The 18,509-nt window shown below is 56.0% G+C and carries 14 protein-coding genes; 7 read left to right on the top strand and 7 right to left on the bottom strand.

What is annotated here, in order from left to right:
* Positions 1 to 13: 13 nt before the first annotated feature.
* The 3 genes from I9185_RS19375 to I9185_RS19365 form a co-directional block, all read right to left on the bottom strand.
* Complete coding sequence (locus I9185_RS19375) at positions 14 to 1,039, bottom strand: glycosyltransferase (protein WP_171617578.1); 1,026 nt, start codon at positions 1,037 to 1,039, stop codon at positions 14 to 16.
* A complete protein-coding gene (locus I9185_RS20635) occupies positions 1,036 to 2,523 on the bottom strand; it encodes a hypothetical protein (protein ID WP_209835491.1) in 1,488 nt (495 codons plus the stop codon). Before I9185_RS20635 ends, I9185_RS19375 begins: the two co-directional genes overlap by 4 nt.
* A 200-nt stretch (positions 2,524 to 2,723) precedes the next feature.
* Positions 2,724 to 3,434 (bottom strand): methyltransferase domain-containing protein, encoded by a 711-nt coding sequence (locus tag I9185_RS19365; protein ID WP_170347013.1) that lies wholly within the window; start codon positions 3,432 to 3,434, stop codon positions 2,724 to 2,726.
* Between the two features lie 632 nt (positions 3,435 to 4,066).
* On the opposite strand from I9185_RS19365, the gene I9185_RS19360 reads away from it, so the two are divergent.
* On the top strand, positions 4,067 to 4,633 hold the full coding sequence (locus I9185_RS19360; RefSeq protein ID WP_171637913.1) for a VPLPA-CTERM sorting domain-containing protein: 567 nt from the start codon (positions 4,067 to 4,069) through the stop codon (positions 4,631 to 4,633).
* A 59-nt stretch (positions 4,634 to 4,692) separates the two neighbouring features.
* Here I9185_RS19360 and I9185_RS19355 read toward each other — a convergent pair whose 3' ends face one another.
* The 4 genes from I9185_RS19355 to I9185_RS19340 all read right to left on the bottom strand — a co-directional run bounded on the left by I9185_RS19355 (position 4,693) and on the right by I9185_RS19340 (position 8,814).
* A complete protein-coding gene (locus tag I9185_RS19355) occupies positions 4,693 to 5,577 on the bottom strand; it encodes a glycosyltransferase family A protein (protein WP_171637912.1) in 885 nt (294 codons plus the stop codon).
* Positions 5,558 to 6,385 carry a CpsD/CapB family tyrosine-protein kinase gene (locus I9185_RS19350; protein WP_171637911.1) on the bottom strand — a complete coding sequence of 276 codons (828 nt, stop codon included), beginning with the start codon at positions 6,383 to 6,385 and terminating at the stop codon, positions 5,558 to 5,560. Before I9185_RS19350 ends, I9185_RS19355 begins: the two co-directional genes overlap by 20 nt.
* 31 nt (positions 6,386 to 6,416) lie before the next feature.
* Positions 6,417 to 7,826: a lipopolysaccharide biosynthesis gene (locus tag I9185_RS19345; RefSeq protein ID WP_171637910.1), complete on the bottom strand. Its 1,410-nt coding sequence runs from the start codon at positions 7,824 to 7,826 to the stop codon at positions 6,417 to 6,419.
* 130 nt (positions 7,827 to 7,956) lie between these two features.
* Positions 7,957 to 8,814, bottom strand: coding sequence for an AAA family ATPase (locus I9185_RS19340; protein ID WP_171637909.1), 858 nt, complete (start codon positions 8,812 to 8,814; stop codon positions 7,957 to 7,959).
* A gap of 655 nt (positions 8,815 to 9,469) precedes the next feature.
* Here I9185_RS19340 and I9185_RS19335 point away from each other — a divergent pair.
* From I9185_RS19335 to I9185_RS19310, 6 genes are all read left to right on the top strand, one after another.
* The gene (locus I9185_RS19335; RefSeq protein WP_348539750.1) at positions 9,470 to 10,159 is read left to right on the top strand and encodes a sugar transferase; all 690 of its coding nucleotides are present in this window, start codon (positions 9,470 to 9,472) and stop codon (positions 10,157 to 10,159) included.
* A 69-nt stretch (positions 10,160 to 10,228) separates the two neighbouring features.
* Positions 10,229 to 12,682: a tetratricopeptide repeat protein gene (locus tag I9185_RS19330; protein ID WP_171637907.1), complete on the top strand. Its 2,454-nt coding sequence runs from the start codon at positions 10,229 to 10,231 to the stop codon at positions 12,680 to 12,682.
* Positions 12,683 to 12,804: 122 nt separating this feature from the next.
* On the top strand, positions 12,805 to 13,416 hold the full coding sequence (locus I9185_RS19325; protein ID WP_170346999.1) for a polysaccharide biosynthesis/export family protein: 612 nt from the start codon (positions 12,805 to 12,807) through the stop codon (positions 13,414 to 13,416).
* A gap of 156 nt (positions 13,417 to 13,572) precedes the next feature.
* Positions 13,573 to 15,006, top strand: coding sequence for a hypothetical protein (locus I9185_RS19320; protein ID WP_171637903.1), 1,434 nt, complete (start codon positions 13,573 to 13,575; stop codon positions 15,004 to 15,006).
* 132 nt (positions 15,007 to 15,138) lie between these two features.
* Positions 15,139 to 16,758, top strand: a complete 1,620-nt coding sequence (gene xrtD, locus I9185_RS19315) for a VPLPA-CTERM-specific exosortase XrtD (RefSeq protein ID WP_210093867.1) — start codon at positions 15,139 to 15,141, stop codon at positions 16,756 to 16,758.
* Between the two features lie 167 nt (positions 16,759 to 16,925).
* Positions 16,926 to 18,473: a hypothetical protein gene (locus I9185_RS19310; RefSeq protein ID WP_210093866.1), complete on the top strand. Its 1,548-nt coding sequence runs from the start codon at positions 16,926 to 16,928 to the stop codon at positions 18,471 to 18,473.
* Positions 18,474 to 18,509 lie beyond the last annotated feature (36 nt).

Here is an 18,509-nt window from a genome sequence, read left to right as displayed (position 1 = left end):
GAAACCGGACAGGCTAACTTCGCCTGACCGACAAGTTATGCCGTCTGCCCAGCATGTGATATTCGAACAGGCACCAGACATAGATGGTGGCCGAATAGACGTAATAGACCTGATGGTAGAGCAGACATTTGAACGCAAACCACGGCCCGCCATGCCCGGACATGGCGCGCACCAGATCCAGATTGGCGACAAAGGCCGCAGCCAGTAACACAAAAGGCAAAGGCCAGCTTCCCGGCCAGAACGGCAGGGCCAGAAGCGACAGCAGCAACAGCCCGGCAATTGCGGCCCGTGCACGTTCAGCCATCGAGGTGTTCAAATCATCGGTCAACCCCTCACGCGAGATCATCAGCCGGGCCCAGGGCAGGGCACGGCAGAAGATATCCGTGCTCAGGCTGTTGCGGATGGTCCAGACCTTCAGGTGTTTGCCCTGCAAAAGCGGCTCGACCAGGATACGGCGACCGGTGGCCGCTATCCGGTAGCCCAGTTCGATATCTTCGATCGAAGGCACCTCATAGGTTTTGACATCGAACCCACCGACTTCAAGAAACACGTCGCGCCGGATGGCGCCACACCCGGCCCAGAAGGTGCGCGCCTCGCGGCGGGCGCGTTGATGGTGATAGCGGTGCAGAAGGTTCTTGTAGCGTGAAAACCAGGCCTGCCCGTCCGGGGCATCATCATAGGATCCGAACACGGCGCCCACATTGTCTTCGGACATCGCCCGGCGAATATGGTCAGGCCCGTCCGGCCAGGCGATGACATCGGAATCCACGAACCACAGGATATCGCCCGTGGCTTGTTGGGCGGCCAGGTTGCGGGCAGCCCCTGGCCCGCCATTGACGGGCGTGGTCAGAACAGTTGCGCCCATTTCCCGTGCCAGCGCCGCGGTACCGTCGGGGGACTGGTCATCCACCACCAGAACCTGCTGCACCTGTCCGGTATTCAACATTTCAATCAATGGCGGCAAAACGCGCGGCAGCAGATGTTCGGCATTGTAGGCCGGCATGACCACGCTGATGGAAAGGGGGTGATCTGAACTCACGAAGGATCTCCGGCAATGATACGCGAAGCGCCTGAGCGCTGAACAAGGAAAAGAAAGGCCGCTGTAAAGGGCAACAACCACATCACGCGCGCGCCGTAACGATCTGCGGGTTGTGATACTCCCCCGCAGACCAGAGCGTTGACCGCTATTCCGATCAGGATGAACAGCGCAAACAGCTTCATGTCACGCGACACACTACCCGGCCGCAGCAGAATAAACACGATAAAGGCAAAAGAGACGGCATAGATCACGCCGTGCACGATATCGGCCGTTTCTATCCAGCCCCTGTCCTGAGACAATGAACCGCCTTGGAACATATCGGGCCGGATATCTTCCATTCTGGCCAACCAGCGGGCGTTTTCCAGCTCCACATCCGTTGGGATCGTCATGGCAATGCTATAGCGCAATACCTGCTGATAGCCGTTCCGGGCCAGTGCCAACGAGGTGGAAAGAGGCCGGGACAGGAAAACCGCCTTGGCGAATTCCCGTTGGGACAGGGCAACCCGTTTCTGATCTTCGGGTGACATGAGCCGGAATGAACCCAGGTTGGGGGAGCGTTCGAAAATGATATGGGAGGGTGTCAGCCTGTAGGGATCATCTGACCACGACAGCGCTTCGTGTAGTGCGCAGGTGGGCACTTCGGCATTCGGGCAGACCTCGTCCAGATAATCCATGCCCGGCCCGTCAACGATGAGCCGCGCGGTGATATGCGGCGTATAGACGACCTCTTTGTTGGTGGCGATTTCCACGGTGACCTGAAAGGCCTTGCGCTCGGCCAGTGCCAGCGCCAGAACCATCATCATCAAGATTGTCGCGCGCCAGCGCCGTGGTCTTTTCCCCCAGAGCGCGGCCAAAGCGACAAAAGGTATCATTAACGCCGCAACCGCCAGATGAGACGGGTGCAGAAGGGCGCTGAACAGGGCCAGACTGGATACCAAAAACAGTTCCCAGGTTTGCATCATCCGCCCAAAGGCCGTCAGTGAGGCAATCACGATCAGCAGCACCGGTGCAAAAATATCCGGCATCATATAGGCGACATAAAACGGCAATGAAGTACTGGCTGCCACCAACAAAGGCACTGCGGTCATAATGGTTGTGTTCGGTGCCCCGCCCGGCGCCCGGCCAGCGGTTCGCGCCAGCATCCAGACGGCCAGCAGCGTAGCAACCAGATGCAATACCGGAAGGACGTACTGGGCATCGATCCGAACAAGCGCAGCCATGATGAGGCCATAGATCAGTGACCGTGATCCGGTTGCGGTGTTATCCTCATCGGCGGTGTGGGTTACACCTGCCGCAACGCTGTCAGCTGTCGGCGGAAGGAAACTGCTCAAGGCCACATTTCCCTGCCGGATGTAACTGCCGGTATCGAAGTAATAAAGCGGCCCGCCATTGATTATGAGAACGGACAGGCAGACCAGCAGCGCCGCGATCAACAGGAGGAAAGCCCCGACCGTCCAAGATGGCTTATCCGAAAGAGCCGACACGGTCATATCCGTTCTGCGACCAGCTTCGCCGCAAGTACGGTGTGCTGAAAGCAAGCAACTACTGCATTCAGCCCGTCTTCCAGTGCCATTTCACAAGGATCAAAATCAGGCGCGTTCATCAGCGTCCTCGGCAGCCTCCATCAATCGGGCCATAAGCGGTGTTATCCCACTCCGGTCTCTGCCGGCATGGCGTTAAGCAATCATTTGATAGCAAGAAAACCTTCAAAACAAATATACTTCTGAATACTCATCACATCCTTGAAACCGGCCCGGCCCAGCAGATCCAGATTGCCCTGGGTGGAAAACGGCTCCAGCACGCTTTTCAGGCTGCGCGCCTTTTCGACGATTTCCTCGCTTGAGAATCCATTGCCGATTTTGAATTCGTTGTAGAGCTGGGTCACAAGATCCTGAAACCGCGCATCCGGCCCCCGGACCTTTTCGAACATGACAAACGCACCGCCCCAGTTCAGGGTGTTGTAGATCTTGGTGAACAGTTCCTGCCGGTACCGGGGCGGGATGAACTGCATTGTATAATAGCTGACGATCATGTCCGCCTTTTCCATCTCCATATGACGGGCATCGTCATGAAGAATGGAAATGTTCGGGACATCCGCGCAATGAGCTTCGGCGACTTTCACCATTTCAGGTTCGACATCGATGCCGATCCAGCGTGCGTCAGGCTTTCCCGCATTATGTTCTGCCAGCTTGCGGATCAACTCTCCGGTCGATGTGCCGATTTCATAGCAGAGACTGTCATTGCGGACGAAGAAATCGGAAACCTGACAGATCAGGCCGTGACCCATTTCATAAAGAGGAACAGACAATTTGATGTGGTCGACAAACGTATCGGGAACACTGCCCCCAAAGGTCCAGTTCGCATTCTCAGCGGCTATGTTCTGGCCAACGCCCATGCGCAATGTCTCCTCGCTAAATAGGCAGGCACAATGGACAAACGGCTAAACAAGGGCTTCCGATTGAAAATGCGTGCCTGAACTTGGTACAATAACAATCCAAAGCTACACGAAACTTTCGGACCGTCGAAGAATAAATATGGTGGAACCCGGGTTTGTGGCCTTTTTCCCTTCTGTTGTGATCCGCAGGGTCCTTGCGGCGGTCCGAAAGTAGACAGTGCGCTGAAATGGTTTGTATTGTTTCTCGCCTTGCGCAGAACGGGGGCGCCCGTCATGTGAAAAGGCGTGCCGGTTGCATTTCATGACAGAGTGATCGGGGTTGGTTCTGCATTGCCTGAACCGGTTTGGATTATGTTTGGTGCAGTGTGAAAACGCTCGGAATCGCCGGAAAGTTGGCATGTTCTCCAGACGCAGATTCGCCTTATTCGGGTGATTCTGGTTCACGATGGGGAAACAAACTATAATTCGAGCGCCCATTGTGCCGAGCAATCGGCCTTTGCGCCCAAAAAAAGCCACAATTCCGAGAAAAATCCTTCGCAATCAAATAGAAATGAATTATTAATAAATGCAGTAGGTGCCCTGCCGAGATTTCGAGCGGGTTGTGTGTATAAAAATCAAAGGTGGGACTTTGTATGTTTAGAACTTTTAAGATGATGGCGGCGGGGCTTGCTACTGCTGTGATGATGGCCGGATCGGCCAGCGCTCTGACCTCGGTGTCAGCGGGTGGTGGTCCTCTGCCAGGGGGTGGATATGACATCACCTCCGACACGCTCTTCTCCGGTACGGTTTCCACGATGGGTGGACCCGGGGTTTACATGATCAACTTCCAGTCGCCCATTGATCCTCTTTTTGGTGTTGCGAACGCTTCGATCACCATCAATCTGCTGAACACGTTCACAGGTCTGACGGTGAGCTGGGTCGACGCCTTGAACCCGGCCAACGTGCTGGCATCGACGTCGGTTCTGGGTGGTGTTCAGACGACACTCAGCACGCTGTTCAGCAGCGTCAGCCCGAACACCTTGAGCCAGAATTTGGTGTTTAGCTGGGCCAACTCTCAAGGGGCGACCGATGCCAATGGCAATCCGGTGCCGGTTACGTTTGATTTCGACGTCGCACCAGTTCCGCTGCCCGCCGGTGGTCTGCTGCTTCTGACCGCGCTTGGTGGTCTGGCTCTGACGCGTCGCCGCAAAGCCGCCTGAGCGACACACAAACCTGACAAACAGGACAAGGGGCCGTTTCGCGGTCCCTTTTCTTTTGATCAGATGTTGCCACCTGCCGCCTGGCGCAACATCCAGATCATCCGCTGACATCTGAGCCGGAACAACGTGATGACCGCCCGACTGGTTTCGCCCGCCGAGGACAGCTTGTCGCTGCTGAGGATTTTCGGGGTGTGCACAATTGCACTGGCCGGCATGGCCAATCCACGGATCGCCCACCGCATGCGCGCGGCCGCGTTGGTGCCGTGCAGCAGATATGCCTCTTGTGTCGTGCGCCGCCACTTGGCCTTGAGCGCGGGCCAGTTCTGCCGGGATGGATGGCTGACACGCAAGTCATCCCGGTAGATCAGGCTATACCCGCGCGCGACCGCGCGCATGGTCCATTCCCGATCTTCCGAGACACCGTTGATGAATCCGCCGATCGCATCGAACACATCGCGTCGGGTCAGCAGGTTGCCGGCGCCGGAGAACCCCTGAACCTCAATATACCTGCGGAAGTTGAATGCAAAAACAGCCTCGAACGCTTCTGCGCCGCTGCGCGGGGGTGGGGTTTCGTCAAAAACATCTACCCGGCCACCAATCAGATCGGCCTGATCCGCGACCTGACGCCCGACGCTCAACCAGTCCGGCGCGGGTACGCAATCGGCGTCAATGAAAAACAGTCGGGGCGCTCTGGTTTCTGCAACTCCGCGATTGCGGGCATGGGCCGCGCCCTTTTGGGTTTCCACCACAAAACGCACCTCGGGAAAGGCCCGGCGCATCGTATCCAGCGACACCGGAGAGTTGTTGTCAACGACAACGATTTCAGTTGCCGTCAGATCATTCTCTCTCAGGGCAAGAAGACATCGTTCCAGCCGGGGCAAATCGTTGTAATGGGGAATGATCACTGCATCGGCCGGGGCCGTATCAGTAGGATCCGTACTCATTGCCAAACGTCCCGCTGATGTATCGGCATTTGTTCAGCACGATCCCCATGACGCTGGTCAGTTCCGCCAGTTGCTGTTCGGCAACGTCAATATGGTCAATGCTGGTTTCTTCGGCGGCCGCCAGAAGCAGGGCACAATCGACATTCCTGAGAAACCCGTGGCTGTCATCGCTCATCATCAGGGGGGGCGTGTCGAACAGAATGACGTCGGGTTTGTAATCCGCCTCAAGCTGTTCGAGGAATTCGATTGCCCGTCGGCTTTGCAAGATCTCCGCCGGGTTGCGCGTGGGCGTGTAATTCAGCCCGAAGATCACGTTCTTGCCATACCGCAGCGCATGTTCATGAAACGGCACCGCCCCCTGAATGACGTCGGCCATACTGTGGTTGCCGGTTTGCTTCAGAATCTCGGCCAGCCCCCTGCGCCGCATGTCGAAATCGATCACGATCGTCCGCAGATCTTCCTGCCGCCCCAGGCTGAACGCCAGGTTGGCCGTCGTCGTGCTTTTGCCGCACCCGCTGTACGGGGAGGTCAATGCCACCCTGCGCCATTTGTTGGACAAGATCTGCTGCAGCATCTTGGTCCGCAACATGTCGTAGGGGGTGGCGTCCGCGCCGCCAGCCAGAGATGCAAGCCGGTTGCGCACTGCGAGCTTTGGGTCGATCTGTATCTCGGGCACGCTTTGCCACCGGGCGTCACGAGTGTCTTCTGACGGGGCGTGACGGGGCGGTTGTTCCATGACCGGCGGCGGGCTTTCGCGGCTCTGCCGTTCCTCGCGCGCCTTTTGAATCGCTTTCTGAAGACGGTCCATCACACATTCACCAAATCAATCGAAACAATACTCACCAGTATGTCTCCAGTTTATCCATCACTCTCTCGGTAATAAGATCGAGGGGCAGGTAATAGGTATGCACCGCCCAGACCCCGGCTGGCACTCCGATTAGAATGGCCAGTATGATCCCACCCCATACCGCGCGCTGCATCAACACTTCACCGCGTGATGGAGCATAGGGAATAGTGGCGATCGGCCAGACCTCAAGCTTGTTGATCAGGTCTTCGGGCCGGCGCACGGACCGATTCAGGACCTCCAGCAAAACCACCAGCCCCAGCCCCAGCAGGATACCAAAGGCCGATCCCCCTCCGGCAATCATCAGGCGGTTGGGTTTCGAAGGCTCGCTTGGCGTAGAGGGATGCTCAATGACGGAAATACGTTGCCCTTGGGACGTGACCTCAATCCGTTCCCCGGTCGAGGCTGCGGCCAGACGACTGACTGCGGCATTGTACTGGGTTTGGATGTTGTCATGTTCGCGCTGCAGTTCAGATAGTGTGATGGCATTGGCCGGGGTCTGATCAATCGTCAGGGTGAGTGCGTCGAGCCGGTCCTGAAGCACGCGGCGCTGATCTTCGAGCGCCGCAATCTGCGAGTCGATTTGCGCCAACTGCAGATCAAGGGACGAATTGCCTGTCTGGTTAGATGGTGCCGGGGCGTTTGCTTGTTCGGCAGCTACCACCTGCTCAAGCTTTTCGATCCTGGCGCGGAGCAGTTTGATCTGCGGACTGTTTTCGGAATAGACCACGAGTTGGTTGTCGAGTTGAGATCGCAACTGACTGAGTTGCTGCTGTGCCTGGGTCTGATTTTGTGGTGAAACACCGACAACCTGACCTGTCGAGCTGAAGATGCTTATAAGGTTTTCTCGCTGCGCCTTGAGGGAAAATATCTGCTGGTCCGTCTGTTCAAGATTGGTTTGCAACGCCCCTTGTTGCGCCAGCCTGAACTGTAGACTGTCGGGGAGCGCATCGGAATTGTCATTCTTGAACTCAAGAATACGGGCGCTACGTTTGCTCAGTTCGTCGCTGAGGCGGTCGACTTCCAACTGGAAGAAGGCCAGCGTATCGGTCGCGCGTTCCTTGCGATAGGTGACATCCAGCTTCTGGATTTCCGTCAGGTATCTGTTCAACACACCTGCCGCAATCTGGCCACTGCGCGCCTCGAAGGTGATTGTCATCAGATTGGCCTGATTGAGACCTCCGGTGATCCAGATCGAGGTGCTCTTGCGCATGGCGTTGACGATCTGATCGGGGGTTGCCTCGTCCTGATCAGGCAGAACCTCAAATTCATGGGCGATATCAAGAAGGACTGGCCGGGTCAGCAGGCGCTGTTCGATGATCTGCAGTTGCTCTGCTGCAGGTGTGGTCACAGTACTCGCGGCCAGGCTGCCTGGAATCTGGGGCGATTCCACGATCAGGCGCATCTGAGACAGGTAGGTCGGGGGCAGCGCCCGTGCTATGATGATCGATGCCACAGAGACAATGAGTGCGACGATCAGAAAATACGGAAACCGTCTCAGGAAAATGGAAAAGTAATAGCGAACCGGGCCCATATCAGACTGTCAGCTCCTTCTCGAGTGAGTTTCCGCCAAAGAACACGCCATCTTTGACCACTTGCTCCACAACCTCTTCATCCACCTTCTCGGCCTCATTCGTCCAGGCATAAAGCAGGGCAAAGTCGCAGAACTGATTTACAAGTCGCGGAACACCGCGCGTTTGTTTGAAAATCTGCTTGCAGGCCTCTTCGGTGAATTCATCGCCTGAACCGCCAGCCGTTTTCATCCTATGGCTGATATAGGCTTTGACCGAAGACTCATCCATCCGTTCAAGATGAAAACTTGCGGCAACGCGCTGTGTCAGCTGGCGCATCTTGGGATCAAGAACCATGTCGCGCAATTCAGGCTGACCAACCAGAACAAGCTGGATCAGCTCATCCGTATTCGAGTTGATATTGGTCAGCATCCGGATTTCTTCCAACCCTTCGACGGTCAGGTTCTGCGCTTCGTCAAAGATCAGAACCACCCGCCGGCCCTCGGCATATTCCGCGACCAGGAAATCCTGCAGCGCCCGGAATATCTGTACATAGCTTGCATCCGCCTCGATCGGCAGACCCAGCGCGTGCAGGACCCATTGCAGCAGCTCTCCGCGACCGCCCTGCGCATTCGAGATCAACCCTACGGTGATCGACTGCTCCATCTCGCTGAGGAGATGCTGTATCAGGGTTGTTTTCCCGGCCCCGATTTCCCCGGTCAGCACGGTGATGGGCGCACAACTCATGATGCCGAATTGCAGGACCGAGTAACCGCGCTTGTGCAGCGGCGACCAGTACATGAATCCGGGATCCGGAAGCAGCGTGAAGGGCCGTCGGTCAAGCCCGAAATAATCTAGATAAAACCCGTCGCTGGACGCCATTGCACCTCGGTTGCCTTCTGCCTTGTCAAACCTCGTACTGGCCCCCCGGAGATTATCCAAACTCATGCTCTGAACCACCAGAAATCCCTTACACAAAGAACACATCACATAAACAAAAAGTACTTGGGTACTAGTTTGTCACAAAATCAAGATAGCAGGCACCACTAAACTGCACACGCGGTGAATTGACCTTTCCGCTTTCTCAATCTGGAGTGATCGGTGCGATTGTTTCCGTTGTGTCCTTATTAGGTTGACCAAAAAAGAGGCGACCAGAACCTGATGTGATCACACATTAAAAAAGATTCTAAGGGCGGGAATCAAACCCAAAGGGTGAAATTTTCGCTCATTGTGTCCCACGGGGAAACGAAAGTTCATGAATTTGCGGCCAATCAGCTGATCGCATCTTCACGATACTATAAAAAAGCACCTGTATTCAGCGACCAGAGAACACGTTCGCCAGCATTAATGTTTTGCAAGGCAGGTGGAATTTGTTAACAGTTGGATACGGGAAAGCGGCCTCGCAAGTGAGTAAGTGCAGGGTCGAAGTGGTATAAAAATATAAGATTTTAAATATGTGTGGTTGAGGTCGAGCGTGTTCGGTTCGTAAGTTTGGTGAGTGGTTCGTGAGTAATTGTGTGTGTTGGGGGTTTAAATAGTGACAAGTCATTCGAAAGAAGTGGCCAACGCTGGCGCGGGCTACTCCGGTATTTCTGTTGTACCCACTCCGTTGCCGTGTCGAGGGGTGTACAGAAGTGCGGGCAAGCGTCTTTTTGACATTGCGTTCGCTTTGCTCGCAGCACCTTTCGTTGTGCCTTTTGTTCTTATGCTGGCCGCATTTTTGGCATTCCAGGGCGTGACTCCGTTTTATCGGCAGGAACGGCTGGGCAAGAACGGCAAGGCGTTCAAGATGATCAAGCTACGCACAATGGTGCATGACGCCGAAAATGTGCTGCAAGAACATCTGAAAGAAAACCCTGAAGCCCGTGAGGAATGGAATCGCGACCAGAAACTGCGGAATGATCCGCGCATCATCAAGTTCGGGACATTCCTGCGCAAATCCTCGATGGATGAGTTGCCGCAATTCTGGAATGTTTTCGTTGGCGAAATGTCCGTGGTTGGGCCCCGCCCCATGATGGTTTGCCAGAAAGAGCTTTATCCAAACAACATGTACTACAGAATGCGCCCCGGCATTACCGGCTCATGGCAGGTCTCCAACCGAAACAACTCGACATTCGCCGAGCGCGCGCAGCATGATGTGGAATACTGGAAGGATATGTCGCTCAAGACGGACATGCATATCCTGTTTCGGACAATTTTTGCGGTTCTGCGTGGGACCGGTTGCTGAAACGGTCATTTTGCAGCCTTTTGGGATGGCTGTATCCTTGTTGCGCCCAGATCGTGTGGAAACCTACCCATGAACCAGTCCGTCTTTTCCCGTCTCCCACGTCTTGCATCGCTTCTGTGTGCTGCGTTCCTGTTCCTGAGTGCCTGTGACACCGCTGAAGAGCGGGCCGAGAAACATTACCAGGCCGGGCTGGCCTTGCTGGAAGAGGGCGACGTCGAGCGCGCTCTGGTCGAATTCCGCAACGTCTTCAAACTGAACGGCCAGCACAAAGAGGCGCGCCTGACCTATGCCCGGCTTGAGCGTGATCGAGAGAACATCCCTGTCGCATTCGGCCAGTACCTGTTGTTGGTCGAACAATACCCGGACAATTTCGAAAGCCACTTCGCACTGGCCGAGATGGCGTTTGACTTGGGCAACTGGGACGCTGTCAGACGCCATGGTGCGATAGCCGCCGAACTGGAACCCGACAATATAGAGGTCGAGTCCATCAATAACAGCCTGGCCTATACCGACTCGATCCGTAACGGGGATGTGGCCAGAACGGATTCCATCATTCGGACCGCACGCGAAATGATCGACCAAAAACCCGATCTGATGAGCGCGCGGAAAATCGTGATCGACTGGCTTGTCCGCAACGAGCTCTGGGATGATGCTATCGACGAGATTGATGCCGCACTGGCCGTAGTGCCGAAGCAGGACAATTTGTACGCGATCCGACTGCGTGCCCTACAGGCTCAGAACAAACACGAAGAGATAGCTTTACAGCTCAAAGGCATGCTTCAGCTTTACCCCGAGGATGAGGGCGTCGAGGCGATGCTGGTTCAGCATTACATCGACTGGAACGAGCTGGATGCGGCTGAGGATATTCTGCGCGGGAAGATCGACCCTCAGGCCGAAGATCACATGCCAACTCAACGCCTTATTGCATTCCTGAACGACCATCGCGGTCCCCAAGCCGCTATCAACGAAATTGATGCAATCATCGCGCAGGATAGTACAAACGCCGCAAAGCTCCGCGCATGGCGGGCCACTTTGAAATTTCACAGCGGGGACACGCAAACCGCGCTTTCTGAAATGCGCAATCTTCTGGCAGATGCAGAGCGAACCGCACAAACACGGGAAAACGAAGTAGAATTTGCCCGGATGCTGTTCAGCGAGGGGGAATCTGAAGAAGCTCGTGCTTTGGTCGAAAAGATTCTTGAAGAAGATCCGAAACAGGTGGGGGCACTCAAGTTCAAGGCTGCCTGGTTGATTGAGGATAATCAGACCGGTGATGCGATTATCCTGCTGCGCGAAGCCCTGAGCCAGACCCCCCGCGATCCGCAATTGATGACCCTTATGGCCAATGCTCACGAGCGCAACGGCGATCACGAACTGATGGGCGAAATGCTTGCCCTGGCTGCGGAGATGTCCCAGAACGCAGGAACCGAGGCTGCGCGCTACGGTCAATATCTGCTGTCAAAAAATGACTTGGAAATCGCCCAGAGCGTGTTGCTGGATGCCTTGCGTAAAAGCCCGCAAAATCCGGACCTGCTGTCTCTGCTTGCCCAAACCTATATGCGTCAGCAGGACTGGGACCGCCTTGAAGCTGTTCTGAAGTCGCTCGAAGCGCTGACAGATCCCAACGCGCAACGCCTTTCGAACGAGCTCAGGGCATACATGCTGGCCTCCCAGAACCGCTCTGACGACCTGATGGAATTTCTCAACGAATTGGCCGCAGATCCCCAATTCGGCTTGCCCGCTGATATCGCGGTTATCCGACTGATGCTGGCTCAGGACAAACACGAAGAAGCCTTTGCCCGGATCGATCGGAAACTTACGGAAACCCCGGATTCCCTGCCATTGCGCTTTGTAAAGGCACGTGCGCTGGCAGAAGAAGGGGAACTTGACAAGGCCGAACAGATTTATCGCGCGATCATCGATGAGCGCCCTGACATAACACGGGCATGGGTCGCGCTTCACATGCTGGAAGCCGAGCGTGGCAATATCGAAAAAGCCCAGGATGTCCTGGCCGAGGCACTGATTGCCCTGCCCGAAAATCCCGATCTGCTATTTGTGCAGGCAGCGCTTCACGAACAGGCCGGCGATATGGAGCAGGCCATTGCCGTTTACGAAAAGCTCTACCCCCTCAGTGGTCAGTCGATTTTGGTTGCCAACAACCTTGCCAGCCTGCTGACAACCCAGCGCAACGATGCCGAAAGCCTGCAACGAGCGCATGTTTTGGCGCAGCGTCTGCGGGGCACGCAAGAGCCCGCCTTTCAAGATACCTATGGCTGGGTGGCGTATCAGGTCGGCAATTATGAAGAGGCCGTCCAGTACCTGGAATCTGCGGCACAGGTTTTCTCTGGGCATCCTCTGGTCTTGTACCATCTGGGCAAAACATACGCCGCTCTGGACCGGCACGAAGAAGCTTTGCGCAGTTTTCGTGCAGCTGAAGCGACCGGGGCAGCCTCGGCTGAGATTGCCTCATCCATAGAGGCCGAGATCGAACGGCTGGTCACGATGAGCAACGCAGGTCAGTAAGCGCACAGAGTGCACGCGCGCCGCCGCTGCATTTCTGCCGCATCTTGTATGTATCAGACTCCCTGCTGATTGTTTTGCAGCTTGTGGGAAGGCATAAGTAGGAAAAAGTGAGAGATTTGAATATGCGTACAGTCATCGGGTCCTTGACCGCACTTGTCATTACCATGATCGTGGCCACCGCATCATGGGCGCAATCCTATCAAATCCAACCGGGTGATGCGCTGCAGGTTGAAGTTCTCGAAGACCCCACCCTGAATCGGACCATTCTGGTTCTGCCGGACGGGTCCATCAACTTTCCGCTTGCCGGCTCGATCCGTGCGGCCGGTCAGTCGACCAGCGGATTAAGCGCGTCGCTCTCATCGGCGTTGGCCTCGAATTTCAATACGCCGCCGACAGTCTTTATTTCAGTGGCGTCGCTGGCTCCGCCGCCGCTTCTGGGCGGACAGGCCGCATCCGGACCAACCATCGATGTTTTCATCATGGGTGAGGTCAATGTGCCCGGCAAGCATCTGGCAACCGAAGGCACGACAATTCTTCAGGTTTTGGCTCAGGCCGGTGGTCTGACCAATTTCGCGGCTCGCAAGCGCATCGAATTGCGCCGGGCTGACAGTAAAACAGGCGTGATGAGAAAATACACCTATAACTACAAAGGCTCGGGCGGTGGCATCCAAGGCAATACAGTGCTTAGACCCGGAGACGTGGTTGTCGTACCAGCACGCCGCTTGTTCGAATAGGGGCTGATACAGGTGGGGAAATCCAGGAGCAGGCTGTCCACCATTCTGGGGGGCGGGATCGCTGTCATAAGTTCGTTTACACCAGCTGTCGGGCAGCAGGCCTCGACACAGCAAACGACTGCGCAGCAAACACAAACCTCGACACAGCAAACATCCGTGCAGCAGACAACCGTCGCACCGACAGTTGTGCAGCAGACACCCAGCCAGCAATTGATCGCACAACGGGCACAGCGAAACCCGGCCCGAAGGGTCGGCCTGCCGACCGGTCAGCAGATTGGGACCGGGACCGGCCTGAGTGTGACCCTGGATTATCTCTCGTCGCTCAGACATGACAGCAATCTTCGCCTGACCGATCCTTCGCTTGGGTCCACGACCTGGTGGGAGAATACGCTGGCATTGGGTATTCTGAAGCAGACCTCGGATTCGAGATTGGCTCTTGACCTTTCCGGACTGTACCGGATCGCCAATGAGCCGATTATCGGGACGGATTCCAGCTTTGCGGACCCGTCTGCCCGCCTGTCGTATCAGCGGTCGCGCCAGAACAGCCAGCTTGACCTGCTATTGGATTACCGCGAACAGGATCTGGCTTTTAATCGTTCACTGACCGACACCAATCTGGATGGCAGAATCGATGCCGCCGATGTGACCGGAACCATCGGGGATCAGGTCAACTCCTTGGGCAACCTGAATTGGCAAACCGGCCTGAATGATCCAATCGGGTTCCAATTCATCTACGGCTATAGCGAACGCACTTATACAAACACGATCGATCCGAACCTGTTCGACAACAAATCAAGCGATTACACGGCGATCACGACATTGCGGGTGTCACCGGTTTTCCAAGCCAACTTGCGTCTCGGCTACACTGATTTCTCGGCAGAAGACAACGTGCGAACCGATGAGCAAACAACGGTTGTGACAGTAGGGGGGACCTATGACATATCCCCTGTCACCACCGTCAGTGCGAATATCGGTTACAGTCAGGTGGATGACACGCAGCGCACAACCAATACCAACACCGTGACCGAGGATTTCGTCTGGGATTTCGCATGGAACAAAACCCTGCCAGATGGTTCGGCGGATTTTCAGATTGACCAGACATTCGGGGTCAATGGGTCACGGATAAACGCAACGGCCGGCCGCAGTTTTCAGCGCGCCAACGGACTATTCAGCTTCAACCTGGGCCTGACCAGAGGACCATTCGACGAAGTCACACCGATCGGGCAGCTCGACTACAGCTATCAGCTGGCCAGTTCCCGGATCGGAGCAACGGTGCAACGCCGGGTCGGCACCAGTACGCAGAGCATAGAAACACGTGAAACATTGGTGTTTCTGACATATGACTATTTCATCAACCCGGTATCGGGTCTGTCTTTCAGCGTCGATTACATCGACCAGGAAGACGAGGGAACCGGTCAACCCAACCCGCGCCAGCGCGGTACGTTCAGTGCGTCCTATACACGGGCGGTCACGAAAGACTGGGCTGTAAACGTGGGGTACCAATATGAAATGGACGATCAGAACGGCTTTAAGGCAACTTCAAACTCGGTCTTTCTGACTTTGGGCCGACGCTTTTCTCTCAAACCCTGACGTTCATTCACGCGGTTCATGATATCGACAATCAGGACATCCCGCGCCCAATGTCCCGAAAACGGATCAAAATAGCGGGAACTTGAGCCGTCATAATTTCAGGCCACACCTTATTGTGCATGATGGACCGTGATGCATCACCTCGATTCGAAAAACAGCCGCAGTAATATCCTTGAAGCGGCCAGAAGAGGCTTGCCGGTCCTGAACACCGTCGGGCTGTTCTGGTTTGTCCTGCTGCTGCTTGGATCGGTACCCGTCTTCTGGATCGGGATCGTGTCTCTGGGCGCCGCCTGGAGCACCCCCGAATACAGCCATGGCCCGCTGATCCCGATCATCTCGCTGTATCTGTTCCTGCGTGAATTGCGGGATATGCCGCCCCCCAACCCGGTTGTGCATGATCGCTGGCCGGGCGTGCTTGTGATTGCCGTGGCCCTGATCATCGCCATTCTGGGCAACCTGGCCCGTATTCCCGATATCGTCACCTATGCCATGATCATCTGGGTGGGCGGCGTCATGCTGACCGTGTTCGGCTGGCAGCGGGGCAAATACCACCAGCTGCCCGTGCTGCATCTGGTGTTCATGCTGCCGCTGCCGCAGTTCGTCTATTGGAAGCTCACGATCTTCCTGCAATGGATTTCGTCCGAACTGGGCGTCTGGTTCGTGCAGATGGCCGGTGTTTCGGTTTTCATCGAAGGCAACATCATCGATCTGGGGGTCTACAAACTGCAGGTGGCCGAGGCCTGTTCCGGGCTGCGCTATCTGTTCCCGATCCTGAGCTTCTCGTATCTCTTTGCCCTGCTTTACCGTGGCCCGATCTGGCACAAGGTGGTTTTGCTGGTTTCGGCGGCCCCTCTGACCGTGCTGATGAACTCGATCCGCATTGGCGTGATCGGCGTGCTGGTCAATCAGCACGGCATCGAGCAGGCTGAAGGCTTCATGCATTTCTTTGAAGGCTGGATCATCTTCCTGCTCTGCGTCGCCATTCTGTTCCTGATGGCCATCGGCTTGCAGCGCCTGGCGCCGAATCCGCAACCCTTTGCCGAGACCATTGATCTGGATACCCAGGGGCTGGGTTCTGTTGCCTTGCGTATCTTTGGCATTCGCGCATCGGTGGCGCTGGCGGTTGCGGCCCTTCTGACGCTGGCGGTTTCAACCGCCTGGACCCTGCGGCCCGCTTCCGAAGTGCGGCCTGTGGAACGTGACCCGTTTGTTCTCTATCCACGGCAGCTTGGCCCCTGGTCCGGGTCGCCCACCACGTTGGATCCACAGGTTGAACAGGTTCTGGGTGCCAGCGATTACCTCAATGCCACCTATATCAACACCGGATCGGGCGATTTCGTGAACATGTTCGTGGCCTTTTACGACAAGCAGACCGACGGCGACGGCATCCATTCGCCCGAAGTGTGCCTGCCGGTGGGCGGTTGGGAAATCTTCAGCCTTGAACCGTATGAGATCAACCCGGGCAACACGCCTTATGGCCGCTTTACGGTCAACCGCGCCGTGATCCAGAAAGAGCTGTCAAAACAGCTGGTCTATTACTGGTTCGAACAACGCGGCAAGCGTATGGTCAATGATTTCCGCGCCAAGATGAGCGTCATTCAGGACGGCTTCACCATGGGGCGCACCGATGGCGCTCTGGTCCGGTTTGTGACCCCCATCCTGCCCGGTGAAACCGAAGCGGATGCGGATGCAAGGTTGCAACATTTCATGGAGCCAAGCCTGAACCGCCTGCCCCGCTTTGTACCGTTTTGAGGAGGAAATTCGGCGCTCAGGCTTCTAAGCCTTTGACGCCAAGTCATCGCAGTTGGATTTTGAGTGGTCGCGATAAGAAAAATAGATTGCACAATGATGTGCTATCGGTACCTGATGGATCAGTTTTTAGTTTCTAGTATATGGTTAGAAAAGTGCCTGCGGCAGAAATGATTACGACACCTCAAAGCCGTTCTCTGCGACCAGTTCTGGCACTGACTCTGCTTGCCAGCCTTATCCCCTTGTGCGTGACACCCGTTCTGCCACTGACGGATTTCTACGCTCATATCGCCCGTTACTACATTCTGGCCAATCTTCCGGACTCGACCACACTGCAACAGAACTATGAGGCGGCTTGGCAACTGCTGCCCAATCTCGGGCTGGATGTTCTGGGCACGGGTATCATGAAAGTGCTGCCCCCGCTTTTGGGTGCCAAGCTGATCGCTGGCCTGATCATTGCGGCCCCGTTCGCGGGAATTTTGTACCTGTCACGTGTTCTGCACGGCCGCCTCTCGGCACTGACCGTATTTCTGGCCGGTTTGGTGGCGTATAACCATATCCTGATCTGGGGTTTTTCGAATTTCCTGCTTGGGTTGGGGGTTCTGCTGGGCGCAATCGGATACTGGATTGCGACACAGGACCGCCCCGTCCGGCAACTGGCTGTCACGGCTTGCCTGGGGCTGATCCTGTTTTTCATTCACGGGCTGGCCTTTGCGCTGTGGGGGCTGCTGCTGGGTATGGTCGAACTGTCGCTTGCGTTCCGATCAGGCTATCCCGGGCTACCGGTTTTGTTGCGTAAAGCCGCAAGACTTGCATCGATCGCCATCGCACCGGCCGTGATCTTCCTGCAAACGAAAACCGCAAGCGGAGGCGTCGCCACGCCTGTCTCGAACCTACTGGCTCATGCCGAGCAAGGAACATTGTGGGCACGCCTGAGCACCGAGGCCTATCTGCGCGTTGACGGGTTCCTGCGCGTGGCTGAATCCACATGGCGCACGTTCGACTGGGGTTTTGGCGTCCTGTTATGGGGCGTGCTGATCGGTGGCCTCATCACCGGGATATGGCGGATCGACCGGCGTATGAAGCTTGCCGTGGCGCTGTGCGGTTTGCTGATCCTGATAACCCCTCCGAACCTGTTCGGCGTCGGACATCTGAGTGAGCGGATCCCGCTTCTGATGCTGGCCCTTCTGGCCGCCAGCCTGTCTCTGAATCCCAGCGCCAGGCTGCGATCACAACAAATAGCTGTTGCGGCGATCGCCGGGCTGTTTCTGTTGCGCAATCTGATGTTGACCGTCGGGTGGTATCAGGATGGCAAAATTTACGCCTCTTATCTTGAGGCGTTGAACCTCCACGACACGCGCAGTCTGGGCGCCGGGGCTTATGTGGAAGACGCAAAGGACTCGTGGGTTTTCAAGCCCAGTTGCAGACCCTTGTCCTTTCTCATGATCTTCAATGGTACGGCAGTTCCGACCTTTGCCAACCCCACGCAGCAACCGCTGCGCATAGTTGGTCCGTTAGCCAGTGTGCAAGGCGCAGTTCAGAAAATTGCGCTGGAGGCCAATCACACGCTGCCATCGGCCTTGAATGCATTATCGAACGCCAAAGCCGATACAATCGTGACATGTTCCACGGAATCGTTTCCGCCACAGGTTCAGGGTTTCGAGATACTTGCAGCAACTGAACCGTGGATATTGTATCAAAGGATAACTTCCAAATAATTGCGGACCCATATGTTTACGCCACCAACCCAGAGG

It is taken from the genome of Ruegeria sp. HKCCSP346, assembly GCF_017872595.1.
Taxonomy (GTDB): domain Bacteria; phylum Pseudomonadota; class Alphaproteobacteria; order Rhodobacterales; family Rhodobacteraceae; genus Ruegeria.
Note: the sequence above shows the minus strand (reverse complement) of the source record. Positions and strands in the feature narration are given on the sequence as shown.

What these genes read in the sequence shown, in the direction of transcription:
- I9185_RS19345 (WP_171637910.1), bottom strand. Translation starts at nt 7,826, where the DNA reads ATGCGCCTGATCGTGGAATCGCCCCAGATTCCAGGCAGCCTGGCCGCG.
- I9185_RS19330 (WP_171637907.1), top strand. Translation starts at nt 10,229, where the DNA reads ATGAACCAGTCCGTCTTTTCCCGTCTCCCACGTCTTGCATCGCTTCTG.
- I9185_RS19310 (WP_210093866.1), top strand. Translation starts at nt 16,926, where the DNA reads ATGATTACGACACCTCAAAGCCGTTCTCTGCGACCAGTTCTGGCACTG.
- I9185_RS19350 (WP_171637911.1), bottom strand. Translation starts at nt 6,385, where the DNA reads ATGGACCGTCTTCAGAAAGCGATTCAAAAGGCGCGCGAGGAACGGCAG.
- xrtD (WP_210093867.1), top strand. Translation starts at nt 15,139, where the DNA reads ATGCATCACCTCGATTCGAAAAACAGCCGCAGTAATATCCTTGAAGCG.
- I9185_RS19365 (WP_170347013.1), bottom strand. Translation starts at nt 3,434, where the DNA reads ATGGGCGTTGGCCAGAACATAGCCGCTGAGAATGCGAACTGGACCTTT.
- I9185_RS19325 (WP_170346999.1), top strand. Translation starts at nt 12,805, where the DNA reads ATGCGTACAGTCATCGGGTCCTTGACCGCACTTGTCATTACCATGATC.
- I9185_RS19360 (WP_171637913.1), top strand. Translation starts at nt 4,067, where the DNA reads ATGTTTAGAACTTTTAAGATGATGGCGGCGGGGCTTGCTACTGCTGTG.
- I9185_RS19355 (WP_171637912.1), bottom strand. Translation starts at nt 5,577, where the DNA reads ATGAGTACGGATCCTACTGATACGGCCCCGGCCGATGCAGTGATCATT.
- I9185_RS19340 (WP_171637909.1), bottom strand. Translation starts at nt 8,814, where the DNA reads ATGGCGTCCAGCGACGGGTTTTATCTAGATTATTTCGGGCTTGACCGA.